Raw genomic sequence first — 19635 nt, 5'->3', positions numbered from 1 at the left:
CTTTCGAGTGGTCGAACCGGGCGCGTGGCCCGCGTCGACCGGAGTGTAGGCAGATGCCGGGCGGGCCCGTGGGCTATCGGGCCGTGGGCGCGTCGTGAGCCGGGTGGGTCGTGCCGGGGTGGCGATTCGCCCTACGGTCTGCACGTCTGGCAGAATGGACCGCTGTTCGCCCGTCTCCGGTTCCGTACCGCGCGGCGGTCACAACACCCCTATCAAACGCAAAACCGGGTGCGCACGCCTTGCGCATCGCTGAATTGCGCCGTGACCATTCGAAAGGTTCCATCGTGGCTGTCAAGATCAAGCTCACGCGGCTCGGCAAGATCCGCAACCCGCAGTACCGCATCATCGTCGCGGACTCTCGCACCCGCCGCAACGGCCGTGCGATCGAGACCATCGGCAAGTACCACCCGAAGGAAGAGCCGTCGCTGATCGAGATCGATTCGGAGCGCGCTCAGTACTGGCTCGGCGTCGGTGCCCAGCCCACCGAGCCGGTCGAGAACCTGCTCAAGATCACCGGTGACTGGCAGAAGTTCAAGGGCCTGCCGGGCGCCGAGGGCACCCTGAAGACCAAGGAGGCCAAGCCCTCCAAGCTCGAGCTGTTCCAGGCCGCGCTCGCGCAGGCCGACAACGAGCCGGTCGCCGAGGCGATCACCCCGAAGAAGAAGGCCGCCAAGAAGGACGCCGAGGAGGCCGCCGAGGCCCCCGCCGAGGCCGAGGCCGCCGCGGATTCCGAGGCTGCTGACAAGTGAGTGCCGTTGTCGCCGACGCCGTCGAACACCTCGTTCGCGGCATCGTCGCCAATCCCGACGACGTCCGGGTCGAGATGATCACCGGACGTCGCGGGCGCACCGTCGAGGTCCACGTCAATCCGGACGACCTCGGCAAGGTGATCGGCCGCGGTGGCCGTACCGCCACCGCGCTGCGGACCCTCGTCACCGGTATCGGTGGCAAGGGGATCCGTGTCGACGTGATCGACACCGATCAGTAGATCGGTGGAACTCGTCGTCGGCCGTGTCGCCAAGTCCCACGGCATCAGAGGCGAAATCGCCGTCGAGATCCGCACCGACGAGCCGGAGCTGCGCTTCGCCGTCGGTGCGGTCCTGCACGGCCGTAAGCCTCGTGATCGGAAACTGACCGATTACACGGTGGAAGCCGCCCGGGAGCACTCCGGGCGGCTTCTGCTGCGTCTGAAGGGTGTCGACGACCGCACCGCCGCCGACGCACTGCGCGGCATGCTGTTCGTCGTCGACACCGCCGACCTTCCCCCGTCGGACGATCCGGACGAGTTCTACGACCACGAACTCGAAGGCCTCGAGGTGCGGCTCGGCGACGGCACCGTCGTCGGCACCGTCGTGGAAGTGTTGCACTCGGCGGCAGGTGAACTGCTGTCCGTGCGTCCCGCCGGGACCGACACCGGCGAAGTCCTGATCCCGTTCGTGACCGCGATCGTCCCCGTGGTGTCCGTCGCCGGCGGCTACGTCGAGATCGACCCGCCCGAAGGGCTTCTGGACCCGGAGTGACCGTGCGCCTCGATGTCATCACGATTTTCCCCGAGTATCTCGAGCCGCTGCGAACCGCGTTGCTGGGCAAGGCGATCGACAAGGGGCTGGTGTCCGTCGGCGTGCACAACCTGCGCGACTGGACGCACGACGTGCACAAGGCCGTCGACGACTCCCCGTACGGCGGGGGCCCCGGCATGGTCATGAAACCGACCATCTGGGGTGACGCCCTGGACGCCGTGTGCCCCGACGAGGCGCTGCTCGTCGTCCCGACCCCGGCCGGCGTCCCGTTCACGCAGGCGACCGCGCAACGCTGGTCGCGGGAGAAGCACCTCGTGTTCGCCTGCGGCCGCTACGAGGGCATCGATCAGCGGGTCTTCGACGACGCCGCCCGCCGGGTGCGGGTCGAGGAGGTCAGCATCGGAGACTACGTGCTGATCGGCGGTGAGGCCGCGGTGCTCGTGATGGCCGAGGCCGTGGTCCGGCTGCTTCCCGGGGTGCTGGGCAATCAGCAGTCACACGAGGAGGATTCGTTCTCCGACGGTCTGCTCGAAGGGCCGAGCTACACCCGCCCGGTGAACTGGCGCGGACTGGACGTCCCCGAAGTGCTCCTCTCCGGCAACCATGCGAGGATAGAGAAGTGGCGCCGCGAGCAGTCGCTGCAGCGGACCTCCGAGCGTCGACCGGATCTGCTGCCCGACAACGACTCCTGAGTGCGCTTCAGCCGATCCGGTTCTCCGGGAACAGAACTCGGACGATCTCGGTCATCGTGGTGCGCGCATGCGCAGCGCTGGCGTCGTCCACCGCGGAGTCGACGGACGTGTCGGGCAGTACCAGGTACGGCTCGTCGCCGTGGTCCCGGTCCCACTCCCAGTTGTCGGGATCGTCGTCGTAGGCGACGATCTCTCGCGCCGCGACCACGAGCACGTACCGTTCGTCCGGACCGACGACCGCGGTGGACAGGTGAGCCCACCGGCCGTCGATGCAGCACATCCAGCCCTGCTTGACGGCGATCTGCCCGTTCGGCTGGTCGGCGAGAGCATCGGGTATGCCGAACCACTGGTCGTAGCCGTCGGCGGCGGTGTGGGACGCGGCCTTCAGATGGCCGACGATCGTGTCGACCGCGGTCTGGTCCAGGCCGCCGCGCCCGTCGAGAAGCCCCGTGTACCAGTCGACGAGGTCGTCCGCCGTCGTCTCGGTGTTCCACCAGTTGCCGTCCCAGGGCGCCCGGGTCGAGTCGAGACCGTACCTCTCGGCGACGTCCTCGACGATCGCGTTGTCGCCGAGGTCGGACCACAGGATGTTCGCGGCGTCGTCGTCGGACTGCTCGAGCATCCGGCGCAGCAGATCGTCCTCGTCCTCCGACCGGGGCGTGTCCCGGTGGAGCAGTGCATCGGCGATGAACAGTTTTGCGACGGAAGCGGTCTCGATCATCTCGGAGTCACCGGTCCCGAACCGTTCCCCCGTGGTCCGGTCGAGCAGGGCGATCGAGACGTTTGCGCCCCGGCCGGCGGCGACTTCCTGTGCGGCGCTCATCCGGGCCGCGATGTCGGAGGGGAGCGGTCCGGACGTGGTCGGCGTCGCCGGCTCGGTCGGCGTGTCGGAGATCGGGGGAGGGATGCGCAGTGACAGCGGCGGCTGCCGGTCCGCCCACGGCGACGAGGTCGGGACGGGCTCGTCCGCGTAGTCGGGAGGCGGCGACAGTGTGCAACCGGTGGCCGCCACCGCGACGACCGCTGCGACCGCCAGCGCTGCCCTGCGCATCGGAACTCCTTGTCCGTATCCGTACCGCCGACCCGGCGAGCGTCCTGTACCGCCGACCCGGCGAGCGTCCTGTACCGCCGACCCGGCGGGTGTCCGTCCCGCCGCTCCGGTGGGAGGGGCGGTAGGGTCGATCGCCGTGACCTCAGCTCTCAAACCTGTCAACCAGCGTATCGCCGAGGAACTCGACGTCCGGGAGGAGCAGGTCCGTGCGGCCGTCGACCTCCTCGACGGAGGCGCGACGGTCCCCTTCATCGCCCGGTACCGCAAGGAGGTCACCGGCACCCTCGACGACACCCAGCTGCGTCAGCTCGAGGAGCGGTTGCGTTACCTGCGTGAACTGGACGAACGACGCGCCACTGTGATCGAGTCGATCCGCTCCCAGGACAAGCTGACCGCCGAACTCGAGGGCCAACTGATGCTGGCCGAGACCAAGGCCCGGCTCGAGGACATCTACCTGCCGTTCAAGCCGAAGCGCCGCACCAAGGCCCAGATCGCCCGCGAGGCCGGGCACCAGCCGGTGGCCGACGCACTGCTGACCGATCCCGCCGCAGACCCCGCCGAGTACACCGCCGAGCAGCTCGAGGGTGCCCGGGCGATCCTCGTCGAGCAGTTCGCCGAGGACGCCGACCTGGTCGGGGAACTGCGCGAGACGATGTGGCGGCGTGGACAGGTGACGTCGGCGGTCCGCAAGGGCAAGGAAACCGAGGGCGCGAAGTTCGCCGACTACTTCGAGTTCTCCGAACCGTTCGAGAAGCTACCGTCCCACCGGATCCTGGCGCTGCTGCGCGGCGAGAAGGAGGAGGTGCTCTCCCTCTCCCTCGACCCGGACACCGAGGAGCCCGCTCCGGGCGAGCCGACCGTCTACGAGGGCCGGATCGCCGCCCGCTTCGGCGTCGCCGACCGCGGCCGTCCCGCCGACCGTTGGCTGCTCGACACCGTCCGATGGGCGTGGAAGACGAAACTGGCCGTCACCCTCGGGATCGACACCCGGATGCGGCTGCGGCAGTCCGCCGAGAGGGACGCCGTCGACGTCTTCGCGGCGAACCTGAAGGACCTGCTGCTCGCCGCACCGGCGGGCACCCGCACCACGATGGGCCTCGATCCCGGCTTCCGGACCGGAACCAAGGTCGCGGTCGTCGACGCCACCGGCAAGGTCCTCGACCACACGACGATCTACCCGCACCAGCCGGCGAACAAGTGGGACCAGTCCCTGGCCACCCTCGCCGGGCTCGCGGCCAAGCACCGTGTCGACCTGATCGCCATCGGCAACGGCACCGCGTCCCGGGAGACCGACGCCCTCGCCGCGGATCTGATCTCGAAGTTCCCCGAGGCGAACCTGACCAAGGTGATGGTCTCGGAGGCGGGTGCGTCGGTGTACTCGGCGTCCGCGTACGGCGCGCAGGAACTGCCCGACCTGGACGTGTCCATCCGCGGCGCCGTGTCCATCGCGCGCCGGCTGCAGGACCCCCTCGCCGAGCTGGTGAAGATCGACCCGAAGTCGATCGGCGTCGGGCAGTACCAACACGACGTGTCCGAGTCGCTGCTGGCGCGGTCACTGGACGCGGTCGTCGAGGACGCCGTGAACGCGGTCGGTGTCGACGTGAACACCGCGTCGGTGCCGCTGCTGTCGCGGGTGTCGGGCATCGCGGGGTCGCTGGCGGAGTCGATCGTCGCGCACCGGGACGCCAACGGACCGTTCCGCACCCGCAGGGCGCTCAAGGAGGTGCCGCGTCTCGGCCCGAAGGCGTTCGAACAGTGCGCGGGGTTCCTGAAGATCACCGGCGGCGACGACCCGCTCGACTCGTCGGCCGTGCACCCCGAGGCCTACCCGGTGGTGCGGCGGATCGTCGACGCCAGCGGCACCGGCGTCACCGAGATCATCGGCAACACCGCGCTGCTGAAGTCGTTGCGGCCGCAGGACTTCGCCGACGACCGGTTCGGCCTGCCGACCGTCACCGACATCATCGCAGAACTCGAGAAGCCGGGCCGCGACCCGCGGCCGGAGTTCAGGACCGCGACGTTCGCGTCCGGGGTCGAGAAGGTCGCGGACCTGAAACCGGGCATGGTGCTCGAGGGGGTCGTGACCAACGTCGCCGCGTTCGGGGCGTTCGTCGACGTGGGTGTCCACCAGGACGGGCTGGTGCACGTCTCGGCGATGTCGCGCAGTTTCGTCAAGGACCCGCGTGAGGTCGTCAAGTCGGGCGACGTCGTCAAGGTCAAGGTGATGGAGGTCGACGTGCCGCGGCAGCGGATCGGCCTGAGCCTGCGCCTCGACGACGAGCCCGGCGCGCCCAAGCAGTCCGGGCCGCGCCAGGGTGGCCAGCGTCAGGGGAATCGCGGCAACGGGAACGGTCAGCGCCAGGGCGGGCAGCAGCGCCAGGGCGGCGGCCGGTCGGAGCAGCGTCCCGCCAACGGCTCGATGGCCGACGCGCTGCGCAAGGCGGGCTTCCGCTGATGCGGCCGGAGCCGCAGTGGTGCACAAACGGACGGCCGGGCATCCGTAAGTGCACCACTGCGGCTCCGCCGCACCCGCCCGAGGTGCAATGCTCTACCTCATGGCGGTGGCAGCAGGGTCGGTGACAGGTCGCAAGAACATGGCGTGGATTCCGGGCGGGGTCTTCTGGATGGGGTCGGAGGACTTCTACCCGGAGGAACGTCCCGTCCACCAGGTGCGGGTCGACGGGTTCTGGATGGACACCCATCCGGTGACGGTGGCCGAATTCCGCCGGTTCGTGAAGGACACCGGGCACGTCACCGTCGCCGAGACGGCGCCCGACCCCGCGGACTATCCGGACGCGAACCCCGCCGACCTGGTGCCCGGGTCGCTGGTGTTCACGCCGCCGCCGGGTCCGGTTCCCCTCGACGACTTCCGCCGGTGGTGGTCGTGGGTGCCCGGCGCCGACTGGCGGCATCCGGACGGCCCCGGCAGCAGCGTCGGTGGGCGGGAACGGCATCCGGTCACCCACGTCGCGTACGCCGACGCGCTCGCCTACGCGCGGTGGGCGGGCAAGGACCTGCCCACGGAGTCCGAGTGGGAGTTCGCGGCCCGCGGCGGCCTCGATCGCGCGACGTACGCCTGGGGAGACGAGTTCGCGCCCGGCGGCAGGCAGCAGGCCAACACGTGGCAGGGCCAGTTCCCGTGGCAGAACCTGGCACTGGACGGTTTTGTCGGGACGTCACCGGTCGGGTCCTTCCGGCCCAACGGCTACGGGCTGTCCGACATGGCGGGCAACGTCTGGGAGTGGACCAGCGACTTCCACACCGCCGACCACAGCGTGTCCGGACGGAACGTCGCATCGGCGAGCTCGTGCTGCATCCCCAGCAATCCGCGGGTGGAGACGGCCGCACTGCACGACGGCGAGACGTATCCACGGCGGGTGATCAAGGGCGGCTCGCACCTGTGCGCACCGAACTACTGCCTGCGTTACCGGCCCTCGGCGAGGCAGGGGGAGTCGGAGGAGACGTCCACCTGCCACGTCGGGTTCCGCTGCATCGTCCGGGGGGAGGCACCGGGTCGATGAGCCGCTGGTTCCAGCACGAGATCGTCGAGCACGGCCGCCTGCCTCTGCTGTTCTTCCTGCTGGGATTCATCGGTGGCTTCGCGTTCATCCGGTTCAGCGTCCGGATGATCCGGGCGAACGTGCGGTGGTGGCCGGGCAACGTCACCCCGGGCGGTCAGCACGTCCATCACGTGGTGTTCGGTGTGGTCACGATGACGGTGTCGGGCATCGCACTGATCGCGGTGTACGAGGACGGGTCGCAGGCTGTCGGCGCGGTGCTCGCCGCGCTGTTCGGGGTCGGTGCGGCGCTGGTCCTCGACGAGTTCGCGCTGATCTTCTACCTCAAGGACGTGTACTGGGCCGAGCAGGGGCGCGCGTCCGTCGACGCCGTCTTCGTGGCTCTCGCGGTGACCGGTCTGCTGCTGCTCGGGGCGCGGCCGTCCGCCATCATCGACTTCGCCGACTTCCGGGACAACCCCGAGACGTGGGTGCGCGTGGCGCTCGCATTCTCCTCCCTCGTCAGTCTCTCGATCGCGGCGATCGTCATCGCGAAGGGCAAGATCTGGACGGGACTGCTCGGCATGTTCTTCTTCCCGCTCCTGCTGATCGGCGCCATCCGGATCAGCCGACCGGGTGCGCCGTGGGCGCGCTGGCGGTACGGCGACAAGCCGAAGAAGATGGCCCGGGCGGTGGTGCGGGAGAAGAGGTACCGACGCCCGGTGGTGCGCGCGAAGATCTACGTGCAGGACCTGATCGCCGGCAAACCCAGCGTCGCGCACGCGGTGACGGCGACGGAGGAGGAGCTCGAGCGGACGGTCCGGCCCGCCCCTCCCGCCCCCACACCTGACCGGTTGATTTCGCCGTCCATCTGCCCGTCTGGCACAATGGACGGGTTGCCTGTACCAGGCGCACCTACCCAATCGGAGTACGAACCAGCCGAGCACCGCGCAATCGGTGCCGCTCGGGTCCTCTGCTCGTGCGAAGAAACGCAAGGATGGATCAACCGATGAACACACTGGACTTCCTGGACGCCCAGTCACTCCGCAGCGACATTCCGGAGTTCCGTCCCGGCGACACCCTGAACGTGCACGTCAAGGTCATCGAGGGCTCGAAGGAGCGCGTGCAGGTCTTCAAGGGCGTCGTGATCCGGCGTCAGGGCGGCGGCATCCGCGAGACCTTCACCGTCCGCAAGGTGTCCTTCGGCGTCGGCGTCGAGCGCACCTTCCCGGTGCACAGCCCGAACATCGCCCAGATCGACGTCGTGACCCGCGGTGACGTGCGTCGCGCCAAGCTGTACTACCTGCGCGACCTCCGTGGCAAGGCCGCGAAGATCAAGGAAAAGCGCTGAGCTTCTCCGAACCGGGCACAGCCCGATTCGGTGTCGACCCGGCCCAGACTTTCTGGGCCGGGTCTTTTCCGTTTCGCCCACTTCTGCTTCCCCCCGTCTGCCTTCTCCCACTTCTGCCACGCCGACGTAAGCAACCACCGGAAGCCGGTAGCGCTAACCTGATCCGGTGGTAGATACCCCGCAGGAATCGACGGCGCCGGACAGCGGCGCCGAAGGCCCCGACACGACGTCGACGAAGGCCCGGAAGAAGCCCCGCTCGTTCTGGCGGGAACTGCCCATCCTCATCGTCGTCGCGTTGCTCCTGAGCTTCGTGCTGCAGACGTTCATCGCCAGGGTCTACCTGATTCCGTCCGAGTCGATGGAACCGACCCTGCACGGCTGCGCCGGCTGCACCGGCGACCGCATCCTGGTCGAGAAGATCAGCTACCGATTCGGCGACCCCGATCCCGGCGACGTCATCGTCTTCAAGGGACCCGACTCCTGGAACGGTGAGTTCGTCTCCACGAGGTCGTCGAACGTCGTCATTCGCGGCATCCAGGAACTCGGCTCGCTCGTCGGCCTGGTCCCGCCCGACGAGAACGACCTCGTCAAGCGCGTCATCGCGACGGGCGGCCAGACCGTCGAGTGCTGTGACGACCAGGGACGCGTCCTCGTCGACGGCAAACCCCTCGACGAGCCGTACGTCGTCAACGACTTCCCGTTCACCCCCGGCACGCAGACCTGCGACACCCCGATTCGCTCCGGTCGTTGCTTCGGTCCCTACACCGTTCCCGAGGGCAACCTATGGGTGATGGGCGACAACCGCAGCAATTCCGCGGACTCGCGCTACCACGTCGGTGACGAGTTGGGCGGAACCGTGCCCATCGACAACGTGATCGGCAAGGCGGTCGCGATCGTGCTGCCGCCGTCGCGGTGGGGCATGATCTCGTCCCCGAACCCCCAGACGAATTGACGCGAACGAACGTGAGCAAGTGGCCGCCCCGCACCGTCATCCGCAGAGCCTCGGGTCTGCGGACGATGGAGTCCGCGCTGATCCGGACCGGGCTCGGTCCCGTCGCCGGAGTCGACGAGGCGGGTCGTGGTGCGTGCGCCGGACCGCTGGTGGTCGCGGCGTGTGCGCTCGGTCCGAAGCCGCATCGGGCGCTGGAAGGCCTGGACGATTCGAAGAAGCTCACCGAACGGGCCCGGGACGAGCTCTTCCCGGTCATCCAGCGACTGGCCCTGGCGTGGTGCATCGTCGAAATTCCGGCCGCCGAGGTGGACGCGCTCGGTGTGCACGTCGCCAACATCGAGGGCATGCGCCGCGCGGTCGCCGGGCTGTCCGTGCCTCCGGGTTACGTCCTGACGGACGGCTTCCGGGTGCCCGGACTTCCCGCGCCGTCGCTGCCGGTGATCGGCGGTGACGCGTCCGCCGCGTGCATCGCGGCCGCGAGCGTCCTGGCGAAGGTGTCCCGCGACCGGACGATGATCGCGCTCGACGACCGGCTGCCGGGCTACGGGTTCGCCGCGCACAAGGGCTACAGCACACCCGTGCACAGCGCGGCGCTGACGGTCCTCGGACCGAGCCCGGAGCACCGGATGTCGTACGCGAACGTGCGTGCGGCCGCCGGCCTCACGGCGCGTCCGGAGGGTGAGATGTACACCGCGGCGGTCGGTGCGGGATGATGGAGCGTCAGGGCCGAACCCGGACCGGCGAGAGAACAGTAGGAGGACGACGAATCCGATGAGTGCCGAAGATCTCGAGAAGTACGAAACGGAGATGGAGCTCTCGCTCTACCGTGAGTACAAGGACATCGTCGGCCAGTTCGCCTACGTCGTCGAGACCGAACGGCGGTTCTACCTCGCGAACTCCGTCGAGTTGGTGCCGCACAACGCCGACGGTGAGATCTACTTCGAGGTGCGCATGGCCGACGCCTGGGTGTGGGACATGTACCGCCCCGCGCGGTTCGTCAAGCACGTTCGGGTGATCACCTACAAGGACGTCAACATCGAGGAACTCGAGAAGTCCGACCTGCGGCTGCCCGACAACGGCCCGTTCGGGTCCTGATCTACCCCACCCGCACACCGTTCTCGGCGAGGGTGGTGCGCAGCACGAACGCCGCCTCCCCGCCGATGATCTCGTCGACGAGAACGAGATAGCGCGCGACGAATTCGGGGCCGTGGGCGGCGGTGTCGGCTCCGTCCGGTTCGAGGTGGTGGGCCAGCTCGTGCAGCACTACCAGTTCCCGCAGCGCCCAGGCGGTGCCGCCCGTGTGCAGCGGGACGGCCAGCGTCGAGGTCGCCGGTTCGTAGTGGGCGGCGCCGCTGGCCGCCCGGGCACGGACCGTCACCGGGACCGCCGATCGGGGCCAGCGGGCCCGTACCCAGTTCAACGCCAGCACCCGGTCGGCGTAGGCCTGCACGGACTGCACCGACGCGAACCGCCGCTCGACGGGCAGCGTCAACCGCGACCCGAACAGTTCCAGCTGGCGGCCGGTGCCGCGGTCCGCACGGTCGAAGATCCCGCGTACCACGGACTCCGCCTCGTACACCCGGGAGCGCTGGGTGTCGCGGACGCTCACGCGAGCCGTTTCCGTGCGCCGGGCAGTTCGGCGTTCGCCCCCAGTCGGGCGTCGCGGCCGGCGCGGTCACCGGCGCGGCGGGCCTTGTCGGACCGCGCCATCCCGGTCTGCGCGCCGCGCCACGTCCCGCGCGCCTTCGACGTCTCGGAGTAGAAGTCGCGCAGCTCGATCTGCTTGTCCCGCAACACCAGTGCCGTGCCCGCGCCGTCGTCGGCGGCGTCGTGCACCGCCTGCGCCTCGACCTCCTGCTTGGTCTCGGCGAGGCGCTGCCCGATCCGCGCGGCGAACGCCAACTGGAAGTTCAGCCGCGCCGTCACCCCCGCGACGGGACGGTGCGCACCCGACCGGATGTAGGCGTCCGACGCGCGCACCATCTGCAGCAGCAGGCTCGAGTACAGCGCCTCGCAGGTGTCGATGTCGGATTCGAACCCGTACGCGAACACCTGCGTCGAGTTGTGTGCGACGTCGCACTGCACGTCGTTCGCGAGGGCGATCGCGACGAACAGGTGCACGTACGTGCGCAGCCCCTTGCGCCCCGGCTCGCCGATCCGGATGCCGCGCTGCACCGGCGTCGCGCGCCGCTCCCGGCCCGCGGTGTGCGCGCGGGCGACCGCGAGGTCGATGGCGGTGGCCGTCGCCAGCCGCTGCGCGGCCTCCATGAACGCCTGCGCCTCGTGCGGATTGTCCGTCGACTCGGCCTGCCGCAGCAGCCCCCCGATCCGGACCAGCATCTTCTCCGAACTCACCCGGTCGAGAATAGGCGCTGCCTTCTTTGTCCACAGGCCGGAATTCATCCACAGGCCCGCGGGAAAGCCAAGGTCGCTCCGGAGGCTCGGGTGAGGGTCGGGTGCAGTCTCGGCGTATGGCACGAAACGTGGAGTTGGGGGCGTTCGGCGAGGAACTGGCCGTCGGGCACCTGGTGGGGCGGGGCATGGTGGTGCTGGAGCGCAATTGGCGTTGCCGGTACGGCGAGCTGGACGTGATCGCGGAGGACGACGCGGGCGTGGTGTTCGTGGAGGTCAAGACCCGCACCGGTCACGGCTTCGGGATGCCGGCGGAAGCGGTGACGTACGAGAAGCGGACCCGGATCAGGAAACTCGCCGCACTTTGGTTGCGGGAGCAGCCGCGCGGCTGGGCGCGGGTGCGGTTCGACGTGGTCGCGGTGGTGCTGGCCCCCGGTCGCGAGCCGGAGCTGACGCATCTCGAGGGCGTGTTCTGATGGCCCTGGGGCGGGCGCATTCGGTCGCGGTGCGCGGAGTCGAGGGCGAACTCGTCGAGATCGAGGCCGACCTCGGTCGCGGGCTGCCGGGCACGCACCTCGTAGGGCTGCCCGACACCGCGCTGCAGGAGTCGAGGGACCGGGTGCGGGCGGCGGTGACGAATTCCGGGGAGAAGTGGCCGGATTCGCGGATCATCCTGGCACTGTCGCCGGCGACGCTGCCGAAGGGCGGCAGCGCCTACGATCTGGCGCTCGCATGTGCGGTGCTGGCCGCGGACGGGGCCGTCCCGGTGGCGGACCTCGAGAAGACCGTGCTGCTGGGGGAGTTGGCGCTCGACGGGCGACTGCGCACGGTGCGGGGGATCCTGCCCGCGGTGCTCGCCGCCAAGCACTCTGGGTGGTCGACGGTCGTCGTGCCCTACGTGGCGCTCGCCGAGGCCGGTCTGGTCGCTGGGATCGACGTGCTCGGGGCGCGGGATCTGCGGGAGGTCGTCGAGTGGTTGCGCGGCGAATTGCTGCTCGCCAAACCGGGCGCGGTGGAGCGGGAACCGGAACGGGTGGTCGCGGATCTCAGTGAGGTCGCCGGGCAGGAGGACGCCCGGATGGCGCTCGAGGTCGCGGCGGCCGGTGCCCATCACCTGATGTTCACCGGACCTCCGGGGATCGGGAAGACGATGCTGGCGCAACGACTTCCGGGGATCCTGCCGGCCCTCAGCGAGGAGGAGTCCCTCGAGGTGACCGCGATCCACTCGGTCGCGGGCCTGCTGACCGCGGACCGCCCGCTGATCACCGAGCCGCCGTTCGTTGCACCGCACCACACCTGCTCGATCAGTGCCCTCGTCGGCGGCGGGTCGGGGATGGCGCGTCCCGGCGCGGTGAGCCGGGCGCACCGCGGGGTGCTGTTCCTCGACGAGTGCGCCGAACTCGGGGTCAAGACCCTCGAGGCGCTGCGCACCCCGCTCGAGGACGGGGAGGTGCGGATCGCCCGCCGGGACGGCGTCGCCACGTACCCGGCCCGATTCCAGCTGATCCTCGCCGCGAACCCGTGCCCGTGTGCGCCACCGCGGCAGGAGGACTGCGTCTGCGCGCCCACCGCCCGCCGCCGTTACCTCGGCAAACTCTCCGGCCCGCTGATGGACCGTGTCGACCTTCGGGTGCAGATGTTCGCCGTGTCGGTCGGCGCACTCAACACCGCCGACGCGGCGGAGAGCACCGCCGCCGTGCGAGCCCGGGTGGAGCAGGCCCGCGCCGCCGCGGTCGAGCGGTGGAGCGACTTCGGCTGGCGGACCAACGCCGAGGTTCCCGGACCGGCCCTGCGGCAACGTTTCCGCCTCGGCCGCGACGCGCTCGCCGCGATGGAACGGTCGTTGCGGGCCGGGGAGATCACCGCTCGCGGCGCCGACCGCGCCCTGAGGGTCGCGTGGACGCTGGCCGATCTGGCCGGTCTGACGGTGCCCGGCGCCGACGAGGTCGGGTGCGCGCTCGGATTCCGGGACCGGTGGGCGGCATGAGCGACTCGCGGCTGTTGGCGTGGGCCTACCTGTCGCAGGTGTCGCTGGGGCCCTGCGCGCCGCTCGCGGAACTCGTCGCGGCGGTCGGGCCGGAGGACGCGGCCCACGCGGTCCGGGAGGCGGACCTGCCGGAAGTGCTGCGCACCCGCACCGCGGCCCGGCGGCACGTCGACACCGCCGCGCAGGATCTCGAGCGTCTGCACCGGCTCGGCGGCCGGCTGCTGACGCCCGACGACGAGGACTGGCCGGCGTGGAAACTGCTGGCGTTCGGCGGCATCGACACCCGCCGCGACCGTGAGGCGTCGGCGCCACTGGCGTTGTGGATAGTCGGCTCCGGGTCGCTGTCCGACCTCACCGAGCGCGCTGTCGGTGTCGTGGGGACCCGCGCCGCCAGCGGCTACGGCGAACACGTCACGACGCGCTTCGTCGAGGACCTGTCCGGCGTCGGCTGGACCACGGTGTCCGGCGCGGCGTACGGCATCGACGGCGTCGCACACCGGTCGGCGCTCGCCGCGGGGGCATCGACGGTCGCGGTACTCGCCTGCGGTGTCGACCGGGCGTACCCGGCGGGGCACGCCCGTCTGCTGCGGGAGATCGCCGAGCACGGCCTCGTGGTCAGCGAGTACCCCATGGGGACCACGCCCGCCCGGCACCGGTTCCTCGCGCGGAACCGTCTGGTCGCCGGGCTGTCGGACGCGGTGCTGGTCGTCGAGGCCGGGGTGCGCAGCGGCGCCCGGAACACCGCGGCGTGGGCGGCCCGGCTCGGTCGTCCGGTGCTGGCGGTGCCGGGACCGGTGACGTCCGCGGCGTCGGTGGGTTGTCACCGGATGATCCGTGACGGTGAGGCGCAGCTCGTCGCGCGGGCGGCGGACGTGATCGAAGCGGCCGGCCCGATCACGGTGGGGGAGCGTGAGTCCGGGCCTGCGCGCCGCCTGGACGCACTGTCGGTGATCGAGGCGCAGGTGTACGAGGCGCTGCCCGCGACCGGCGCGGTCGGGGTCCGCGAGTTGTCCGAATCGTCCGGGCAACCGCTCTCCGCGGTCCGCGGGGCGCTGCCGGCGCTGGAAATGGAAGGTCTTGTCGCGCAGGACGACACCGGATGGTTCCGGGTCGCATCACCGGGGAGGGACGAGGGCAATGGCCATCTCACGACATGACGTCGGGTGCTGGATCGTCAAGAGCAACCCGGCGGTGTTCGACTACCACGGCAGTGTCGCCGACGAGGCGGAGCCGGCGGTGCACCCGAGCAGGTGGAGCGTGAGCGCCGCGTCCCGGAGGCCCGCACTGATACGGCAGGGAGACCTGGTGGCACTGTGGCTCACCGGATCGAGGAATCCGGGCATCTACGAATTCGGCCGCGTCACCAGCGACGGCGCCCTCGACTGGCCGGACGGGTTCGACGCCGTCCCCGCCGTGGACGTCGAGCGAGCAGCTCAGCCGTGTCTCGGTGTGGAGTACGACGCGGTCCGGCTGACCCGCGCGACGTACCTGCCCCGCGAGGTGATCAAGCAGACGCCCGAACTGCAACTCTGCGAGCAGCTGCGGGCGCCCCGGATGTCGAATCCCAGCTACCTCACTCGGTCCGAGACGGCCGCGCTGGCCTGCCTGCTCGCTGACCGGGTGCCCGACGACCTGCTGTCCCGCGTGGGCTGGCACGCCTAGGAGGTGCTGGCGCGGACCACGAGCTCGGGCTGGAAGACGGGGTTCGACGGCGTCCGTCGCGGTGAGCGGTGATGCGCGGCGTCGACGAGGAGGTCGACCGCGGTCGCGCCGATCAGGGCGGTGGGCTGGCGGACCGACGACAGCGGCACCACCGTCGAGCGGGCGAAGTCGATGTCGTCGTAGCCGATCAGCGCGACGTCCTCGGGGATGCGGACGTCGCCGAGCATGGTCAGTGCCTGCATCACCCCGATGGCGAGGAGGTCGTTGGCGCAGAACACCGCGTCCGGACGGTCCGCGATCGGTCTGCGCTGCAGCGCTTCTCCGACGTCGCGTCCCGCCAGGATGCTCAGCGAGGGAGTGTCGATCACCTCGAGTGTCGCACCGGGGACGTCGGCGACCGCGAGTTCGGCGCCGCGCCTGCGGTCGCCGACCTGTCGCAGCGTCGCCGGACCGCCGACGTAGGCGATGCGCCGTCGCCCGGACTCCAGCAGGTGGTCGACCGCGAGCCGACCGCCGGCGATGTCGTCGACGGCAACCGAGTCGAACGGGGTGCCCGCGCCGTCGCGGTCGACCAGGACCACCGGTGTGCCGCGGTCGCGCAGGGCGTCGAGGCGCGTCAGGTCGTCGCCGACGGGGGAGACGAGCAGACCGAAGACGCGCTGCTCGTCGAAGGCGTCGACGTAGGCGCGCTCGCGGGACGGGACGTCGTCGGACGTGCCGAGCAGGACCGTCAGGTCGTGCTCACCCGCGCGGCGTTCGGCGGCGCGTGCGATGTCGGTGAAGAAGGGGTTGCCGATGTCGAGAACGACCAGCCCGACGCACCGCGACCGCCCGGCGCGCAGTTGACGAGCGGCGTCGTTGCGGACGAACCCGAGCTCGTCGATGGCGGCGTGGACCCGCGCGACCGTCGCGGGCGCCACCTTCTCCGGTGCGTTGAGCACGTTCGAGACGGTTCCGACCGACACTCCCGCCGACACTGCGACGTCCCGCATGCTCACACCCATGCCCCCATCTCAGCAGACGGTCACCCCACCGCCGTCCGCTGCCGGGGCTGCGAGTGCCCGCGAGCGCCGGGTCCGGGGGTGGTACTGCTGCGGGGGGAAGCGGTTCGCCACCAGTGCTCGCATCGACTGCAGGTCACCGTCCACCAGTCCGTGCGCGCGGGCGGCCAGCAGGACGTTGCCGAGCGCGGTTGCCTCGACCGGGCCGGCGAGGACCGGAAGACCCAGCCGATCGGCGGTGAGCTGGCACAGCAGCCGGTTCTGCGAACCGCCGCCGACGAGGTGCACCCGCTGCACCGGGACACCGGACAGCGCGGCCGCGCGGTGCACGCTGTCGGCGAACGCTGCGGCCAGGCTCTCCACGATGACGCGCACCGTCTCCGCGCGGGTGACCGGCACCTGGAGTCCGCGATCGGTGTACCAGGCGCGGATCCGGCCGGGCATGTCGCCGGGCGGCAGGAACGACGGGTCCTCGGTGTCGAACACGTCGAACGCGGTGGGCACCTCGGCGGCCTGGGCGAGCAACTCGGCCAGGTCCGCGCGATAACCCTCACGCTCGTACTGGCGCAGCGTCTCGCTCAGTAGCCACAGCCCCATCACGTTGTGCAGGAACCGGATTCGGCCGTCGACCCCGACCTCGTTGGTGAAGTTCGCCTGCCGACTCGCGGGGGAGACGTTCGGTGCCTCGAGCTCCACACCGACCAGACCCCAGGTGCCGCACGAGATGTACGCCGACGACCCGGGATCCATCGGGATCGCCGCCACGGCCGACGCGGTGTCGTGCGACGCCACGGACGTCACCGTGGTCGCGGCGGGCAGCCCGAGCCGGGCCGCGACGTCCGGGAGCACCGGTCCCAGCGCGGTCCCCGGTTCGACCAGGTCCGGGAACAGATCCGCCGGGAGGCCGAGCCGTTCGAGGAGCTCGCGGTCCCAGTGCCCGTCGGTGTGGAGCAGTCCGGTGGTCGACGCGTTGGTGCGTTCGGTGCCGCGCCGGCCGGTCAGCCAGTATCCGATCAGATCGGGGATCAGCAGCGCCGAATCGGCCGCGCCGAGGAGACCGTCCGACTGTTCGACGGCCAGCTGGTACACCGTGGTGAACGGCAGGAACTGCAGTCCGTTGCGGCGGTACAGCTCCGCCGGGTCGAGCCGGTCGTGCACCAACCGGACACCGGTGTCGGTGCGGTCGTCGCGGTAGTGGTGCGGCAGTCCGAGCATCCGCCCGTCACGCAGCAGCGCGTAGTCGACGGCCCAGGAGTCCACGCCGATGCCGACCAGGTTCTCGCACCGCCGCCCGGCCTCCGCCAGCCCCGCGCACGCGTCCCCGAACAGGCCCGGCAGATCCCAGTGCAGTGCGGTGCGGTGGCCGTTCCAGATGTGCACCGGATCGTTGGCGAACCGGGCGACCTGCTCGAGCTCGAGCCGGCCCGGCCCGATGTCGGCGACCATCACCCGGCCGCTGGTGGCGCCGAGGTCGATCGCCGCCACCTGGCCGGACCGTGTGCGGGTACTCATCGCAGGAAGGCCGCCGCCACACCGGCATCGACCGGGACGTGCAGACCGGTGGTGTGCGAGAAGTCCGCGCTGCACAGAGCGAACGCCGCGGCTGCGATGTTCTCCGGCAACACCTCCCGCTTGAGCAGGGTGCGCTGGGCGTAGAACTTGCCGAGGTCCTGCTCGTCGACGCCGTAGACCGCGGCCCGCTGCGCACCCCAGCCGTCGGCGAAGATGCCGGAACCGCGGACCACCCCGTCGGGGTTGATCCCGTTCACCTTCACGCCGTGCTCGCCGAGCTCGGCGGCCAGCAGCCGGACCTGGTGCGCCTGATCGGCCTTCGCCGCCGAGTACGCGACGTTGTTGGGGCCGGCGAACACCGAGTTCTTCGACGAGATGTAGAGGATGTCGCCGCCGAGCTTCTGGTCGATCAACGCGCGGGCTGCGGCCTTCGACACCAGGAACGAGCCGCGCGCCATCACGTCGTGCTGCAGGTCCCAGTCGGCGGCGGTGGTGTCCAGCAACGACTTCGACAGCGACAGCCCGGCGTTGTTGACGACGATGTCGATGCCGCCGAACGCGAGCACGGTGGCGTCGATCGCGGACTGCACGGCGGCCTCGTCGGTGACGTCGGCGGCGATCCCGACCGCGACGTCGGTGGTGCCGATCTCCTCGGCGGCGGCCCGGGCCTTGGCCTCGTCGAGGTCGGCGATGACGACGCACGCCCCCTCGGCGGCCAGTCGCGTGGCGATGGCCTTGCCGATGCCGGACGCGGCGCCGGTGACGAGTGCGATGCGGGTGGCGAGGGGCTTCGGCTTCGGCATCCGGGCGAGCTTGGCCTCCTCGAGCGCCCAGTACTCGATCCGGAACTTCTCGGACTCCTCGATCGGGGAGTACGTCGACACGGCCTCGGCGCCGCGCATCACGTTGATCGCGTTGAGGTAGAACTCGCCCGCGACCCGCGCGGTCTGCTTGTCCTTGCCGTAGCTGAACATTCCGACGCCGGGAATCAGCACGATCGCCGGGTCGGCGCCGCGGATCGCCGGGCTGTCCGGGGTCGCGTGGCGGTCGTAGTAGGCGCGGTACTCGGCGCGGTACGCCTCGTGCAGTTCCGTCAGCCGGGCCTTGCACTCCTCGACGGTCGCGGAGGCGGGCAGGTCGAGCACCATCGGCTTGACCTTGGTGCGCAGGAAGTGGTCGGGGCAGCTGGTGCCCAGGTCGGCGAGGCGGGAAAGCTCACTGCCGGCGAGGAATTCGAGGACCGGGTCCGCGTCGGTGAAGTGCCCGACCTGCGGCCGGTCCGTCGACGCGAGTCCGCGGACGAACGGAGCCAGGGCGGCCGCCCTGGCGCGGCGGTCCGCCTCGGGGAGGGCGCCGAACCCGGCGACGGGCGCACCGAACGGCTGCGGACTGCCGTTGGCCGCGATGTACTCCTCCGCGGCCGCGATGATCTCCAGCGAATGCGCCTGCGCCTGCCCCGACGTCTCACCCCACGCGGTGATGCCGTGCCCGCCGAGGATGCAGCCGATGGCCTGCGGGTTGTCCTTCTTGATCGCGGAGATGTCGAGACCGAGCTGGAAACCGGGGCGACGCCACGGCACCCACACCACCCGGTCGCCGAAGATCTTCGCGGTCAGTGCCTCACCGTCGGCGGCCGTGGCGATCGCGATGCCGGAGTCCGGGTGCAGGTGGTCGACGTGGGCGGCGTCCACCAGACCGTGCATGGCAGTGTCGATCGACGGTGCCGCGCCACCCTTGCCGTGCAGGCAGTAGTCGAACGCGGCGACCATCTCGTCCTCACGGTCGACGCCCGGGTACACGTCCACGAGGGCCCGCATCCGGTCCAACCGCAGCACGGCCAGCCCGCTCTCGGTGAGCGTGCCGAGGTCGCCACCGGAACCCTTGACCCACAGCAGGTCGACGTCCTCGCCCGTCACCGGGTCGGTGGCGGTGCCCTTCGCGGACGTGTTCCCGCCGGCGTAGTTGGTGTTCTTCGGGTTGGCGCCGAGGCGGTTCGAGCGGGCGATCAGCTCGGCGACCGTGGGGTGGGTGGTCATGGGTGGATCTCCTTGTGGTCGA

At 70.5% G+C, this 19635-nt stretch carries 21 protein-coding genes; 15 read left to right on the top strand and 6 right to left on the bottom strand.

Annotation, left to right across the window (positions count from 1 at the left end; all coding sequences use genetic code 11):
• Positions 1 to 284 precede the first annotated feature (284 nt).
• The 4 genes from rpsP to trmD are packed head-to-tail and all read left to right on the top strand — an operon-like array spanning position 285 to position 2212.
• Entirely contained in the window at positions 285 to 749 is a 465-nt protein-coding gene (gene rpsP / locus ACFYVR_RS03825; protein ID WP_387469758.1) for a 30S ribosomal protein S16, read from the top strand.
• Positions 746 to 988, top strand: coding sequence for an RNA-binding protein (locus tag ACFYVR_RS03820; RefSeq protein ID WP_387469756.1), 243 nt, complete (start codon positions 746 to 748; stop codon positions 986 to 988). Before rpsP ends, ACFYVR_RS03820 begins: the two co-directional genes overlap by 4 nt.
• A 4-nt stretch (positions 989 to 992) precedes the next feature.
• Entirely contained in the window at positions 993 to 1520 is a 528-nt protein-coding gene (gene rimM / locus ACFYVR_RS03815; RefSeq protein ID WP_387469754.1) for a ribosome maturation factor RimM, read from the top strand.
• A 2-nt stretch (positions 1521 to 1522) separates the two neighbouring features.
• Positions 1523 to 2212 carry a tRNA (guanosine(37)-N1)-methyltransferase TrmD gene (gene trmD / locus ACFYVR_RS03810; protein ID WP_387469752.1) on the top strand — a complete coding sequence of 230 codons (690 nt, stop codon included), beginning with the start codon at positions 1523 to 1525 and terminating at the stop codon, positions 2210 to 2212.
• Between the two features lie 7 nt (positions 2213 to 2219).
• On the opposite strand, the gene ACFYVR_RS03805 is transcribed toward trmD, so the two are convergent.
• Positions 2220 to 3263: a serine hydrolase gene (locus tag ACFYVR_RS03805; protein ID WP_387469750.1), complete on the bottom strand. Its 1044-nt coding sequence runs from the start codon at positions 3261 to 3263 to the stop codon at positions 2220 to 2222.
• A 136-nt stretch (positions 3264 to 3399) separates the two neighbouring features.
• Here ACFYVR_RS03805 and ACFYVR_RS03800 point away from each other — a divergent pair, with 136 nt between their 5' ends.
• The 7 genes from ACFYVR_RS03800 to ACFYVR_RS03770 all read left to right on the top strand — a co-directional run bounded on the left by ACFYVR_RS03800 (position 3400) and on the right by ACFYVR_RS03770 (position 10158).
• Positions 3400 to 5718: a Tex family protein gene (locus ACFYVR_RS03800; RefSeq protein WP_387469748.1), complete on the top strand. Its 2319-nt coding sequence runs from the start codon at positions 3400 to 3402 to the stop codon at positions 5716 to 5718.
• A gap of 139 nt (positions 5719 to 5857) precedes the next feature.
• Positions 5858 to 6784 (top strand): formylglycine-generating enzyme family protein, encoded by a 927-nt coding sequence (locus ACFYVR_RS03795; protein WP_387470342.1) that lies wholly within the window; start codon positions 5858 to 5860, stop codon positions 6782 to 6784.
• Positions 6781 to 7773: a hypothetical protein gene (locus tag ACFYVR_RS03790; protein WP_387469746.1), complete on the top strand. Its 993-nt coding sequence runs from the start codon at positions 6781 to 6783 to the stop codon at positions 7771 to 7773. The genes ACFYVR_RS03795 and ACFYVR_RS03790 overlap by 4 nt, the downstream gene beginning before the upstream one ends.
• A complete protein-coding gene (gene rplS, locus ACFYVR_RS03785; RefSeq protein ID WP_387469744.1) occupies positions 7770 to 8111 on the top strand; it encodes a 50S ribosomal protein L19 in 342 nt (113 codons plus the stop codon). The genes ACFYVR_RS03790 and rplS overlap by 4 nt, the downstream gene beginning before the upstream one ends.
• Before the next feature lie 166 nt (positions 8112 to 8277).
• Positions 8278 to 9063, top strand: a complete 786-nt coding sequence (lepB, locus tag ACFYVR_RS03780; protein WP_387469742.1) for a signal peptidase I — start codon at positions 8278 to 8280, stop codon at positions 9061 to 9063.
• 11 nt (positions 9064 to 9074) lie between these two features.
• Entirely contained in the window at positions 9075 to 9776 is a 702-nt protein-coding gene (locus tag ACFYVR_RS03775; RefSeq protein ID WP_387469740.1) for a ribonuclease HII, read from the top strand.
• A gap of 58 nt (positions 9777 to 9834) precedes the next feature.
• Positions 9835 to 10158 (top strand): DUF2469 domain-containing protein, encoded by a 324-nt coding sequence (locus tag ACFYVR_RS03770; RefSeq protein ID WP_345343313.1) that lies wholly within the window; start codon positions 9835 to 9837, stop codon positions 10156 to 10158.
• 1 nt (position 10159) lies between these two features.
• Here ACFYVR_RS03770 and ACFYVR_RS03765 read toward each other — a convergent pair whose 3' ends face one another.
• Positions 10160 to 10672: a TIGR04338 family metallohydrolase gene (locus ACFYVR_RS03765; protein WP_387469738.1), complete on the bottom strand. Its 513-nt coding sequence runs from the start codon at positions 10670 to 10672 to the stop codon at positions 10160 to 10162.
• The gene (locus ACFYVR_RS03760; RefSeq protein ID WP_387469736.1) at positions 10669 to 11418 is read right to left on the bottom strand and encodes a DUF2786 domain-containing protein; all 750 of its coding nucleotides are present in this window, start codon (positions 11416 to 11418) and stop codon (positions 10669 to 10671) included. The genes ACFYVR_RS03765 and ACFYVR_RS03760 overlap by 4 nt, the downstream gene beginning before the upstream one ends.
• Positions 11419 to 11534: 116 nt before the next feature.
• Here ACFYVR_RS03760 and ACFYVR_RS03755 point away from each other — a divergent pair, with 116 nt between their 5' ends.
• From ACFYVR_RS03755 to ACFYVR_RS03740, 4 genes are read left to right on the top strand one after another with little or no spacing between them, the layout of a single operon-like run.
• Entirely contained in the window at positions 11535 to 11891 is a 357-nt protein-coding gene (locus tag ACFYVR_RS03755) for a YraN family protein (RefSeq protein ID WP_387469734.1), read from the top strand.
• Positions 11891 to 13402 (top strand): YifB family Mg chelatase-like AAA ATPase, encoded by a 1512-nt coding sequence (locus tag ACFYVR_RS03750; protein ID WP_387469732.1) that lies wholly within the window; start codon positions 11891 to 11893, stop codon positions 13400 to 13402. The genes ACFYVR_RS03755 and ACFYVR_RS03750 overlap by 1 nt, the downstream gene beginning before the upstream one ends.
• Positions 13399 to 14559 carry a DNA-processing protein DprA gene (gene dprA, locus ACFYVR_RS03745; protein ID WP_387469730.1) on the top strand — a complete coding sequence of 387 codons (1161 nt, stop codon included), beginning with the start codon at positions 13399 to 13401 and terminating at the stop codon, positions 14557 to 14559. The genes ACFYVR_RS03750 and dprA overlap by 4 nt, the downstream gene beginning before the upstream one ends.
• The gene (locus ACFYVR_RS03740) at positions 14540 to 15064 is read left to right on the top strand and encodes an EVE domain-containing protein (protein ID WP_387469728.1); all 525 of its coding nucleotides are present in this window, start codon (positions 14540 to 14542) and stop codon (positions 15062 to 15064) included. Before dprA ends, ACFYVR_RS03740 begins: the two co-directional genes overlap by 20 nt.
• Here the strand turns inward: ACFYVR_RS03740 and ACFYVR_RS03735 are convergent.
• From ACFYVR_RS03735 to ACFYVR_RS03725, 3 genes are read right to left on the bottom strand one after another with little or no spacing between them, the layout of a single operon-like run.
• Positions 15061 to 16068: a LacI family DNA-binding transcriptional regulator gene (locus tag ACFYVR_RS03735; protein WP_387469726.1), complete on the bottom strand. Its 1008-nt coding sequence runs from the start codon at positions 16066 to 16068 to the stop codon at positions 15061 to 15063. The genes ACFYVR_RS03740 and ACFYVR_RS03735 overlap by 4 nt on opposite strands.
• Positions 16069 to 16077: 9 nt before the next feature.
• Positions 16078 to 17577 carry a rhamnulokinase family protein gene (locus tag ACFYVR_RS03730; protein ID WP_387469724.1) on the bottom strand — a complete coding sequence of 500 codons (1500 nt, stop codon included), beginning with the start codon at positions 17575 to 17577 and terminating at the stop codon, positions 16078 to 16080.
• Positions 17574 to 19613: a bifunctional aldolase/short-chain dehydrogenase gene (locus ACFYVR_RS03725; protein WP_387469722.1), complete on the bottom strand. Its 2040-nt coding sequence runs from the start codon at positions 19611 to 19613 to the stop codon at positions 17574 to 17576. The genes ACFYVR_RS03730 and ACFYVR_RS03725 overlap by 4 nt, the downstream gene beginning before the upstream one ends.
• Between the last annotated feature and the right edge of the window lie 22 nt (positions 19614 to 19635).

The organism is Rhodococcus sp. NPDC003318, from assembly GCF_042879035.1.
Taxonomy (GTDB): Bacteria; Actinomycetota; Actinomycetes; order Mycobacteriales; family Mycobacteriaceae; genus Rhodococcus_G.
This window is presented reverse-complemented; position numbering and strand designations above follow the sequence as displayed.

Bases quoted from the DNA above. Each gene is read 5' to 3' on its own strand.
- ACFYVR_RS03805 (WP_387469750.1), bottom strand. From the start codon at position 3,263: ATGCGCAGGGCAGCGCTGGCGGTCGCAGCGGTCGTCGCGGTGGCGGCC.
- ACFYVR_RS03795 (WP_387470342.1), top strand. From the start codon at position 5,858: ATGGCGTGGATTCCGGGCGGGGTCTTCTGGATGGGGTCGGAGGACTTC.
- ACFYVR_RS03790 (WP_387469746.1), top strand. From the start codon at position 6,781: ATGAGCCGCTGGTTCCAGCACGAGATCGTCGAGCACGGCCGCCTGCCT.
- rplS (WP_387469744.1), top strand. From the start codon at position 7,770: ATGAACACACTGGACTTCCTGGACGCCCAGTCACTCCGCAGCGACATT.
- ACFYVR_RS03770 (WP_345343313.1), top strand. From the start codon at position 9,835: ATGAGTGCCGAAGATCTCGAGAAGTACGAAACGGAGATGGAGCTCTCG.
- ACFYVR_RS03755 (WP_387469734.1), top strand. From the start codon at position 11,535: ATGGCACGAAACGTGGAGTTGGGGGCGTTCGGCGAGGAACTGGCCGTC.
- ACFYVR_RS03750 (WP_387469732.1), top strand. From the start codon at position 11,891: ATGGCCCTGGGGCGGGCGCATTCGGTCGCGGTGCGCGGAGTCGAGGGC.
- dprA (WP_387469730.1), top strand. From the start codon at position 13,399: ATGAGCGACTCGCGGCTGTTGGCGTGGGCCTACCTGTCGCAGGTGTCG.
- ACFYVR_RS03740 (WP_387469728.1), top strand. From the start codon at position 14,540: ATGGCCATCTCACGACATGACGTCGGGTGCTGGATCGTCAAGAGCAAC.
- ACFYVR_RS03735 (WP_387469726.1), bottom strand. From the start codon at position 16,068: ATGGGTGTGAGCATGCGGGACGTCGCAGTGTCGGCGGGAGTGTCGGTC.
- ACFYVR_RS03730 (WP_387469724.1), bottom strand. From the start codon at position 17,577: ATGAGTACCCGCACACGGTCCGGCCAGGTGGCGGCGATCGACCTCGGC.
- ACFYVR_RS03725 (WP_387469722.1), bottom strand. From the start codon at position 19,613: ATGACCACCCACCCCACGGTCGCCGAGCTGATCGCCCGCTCGAACCGC.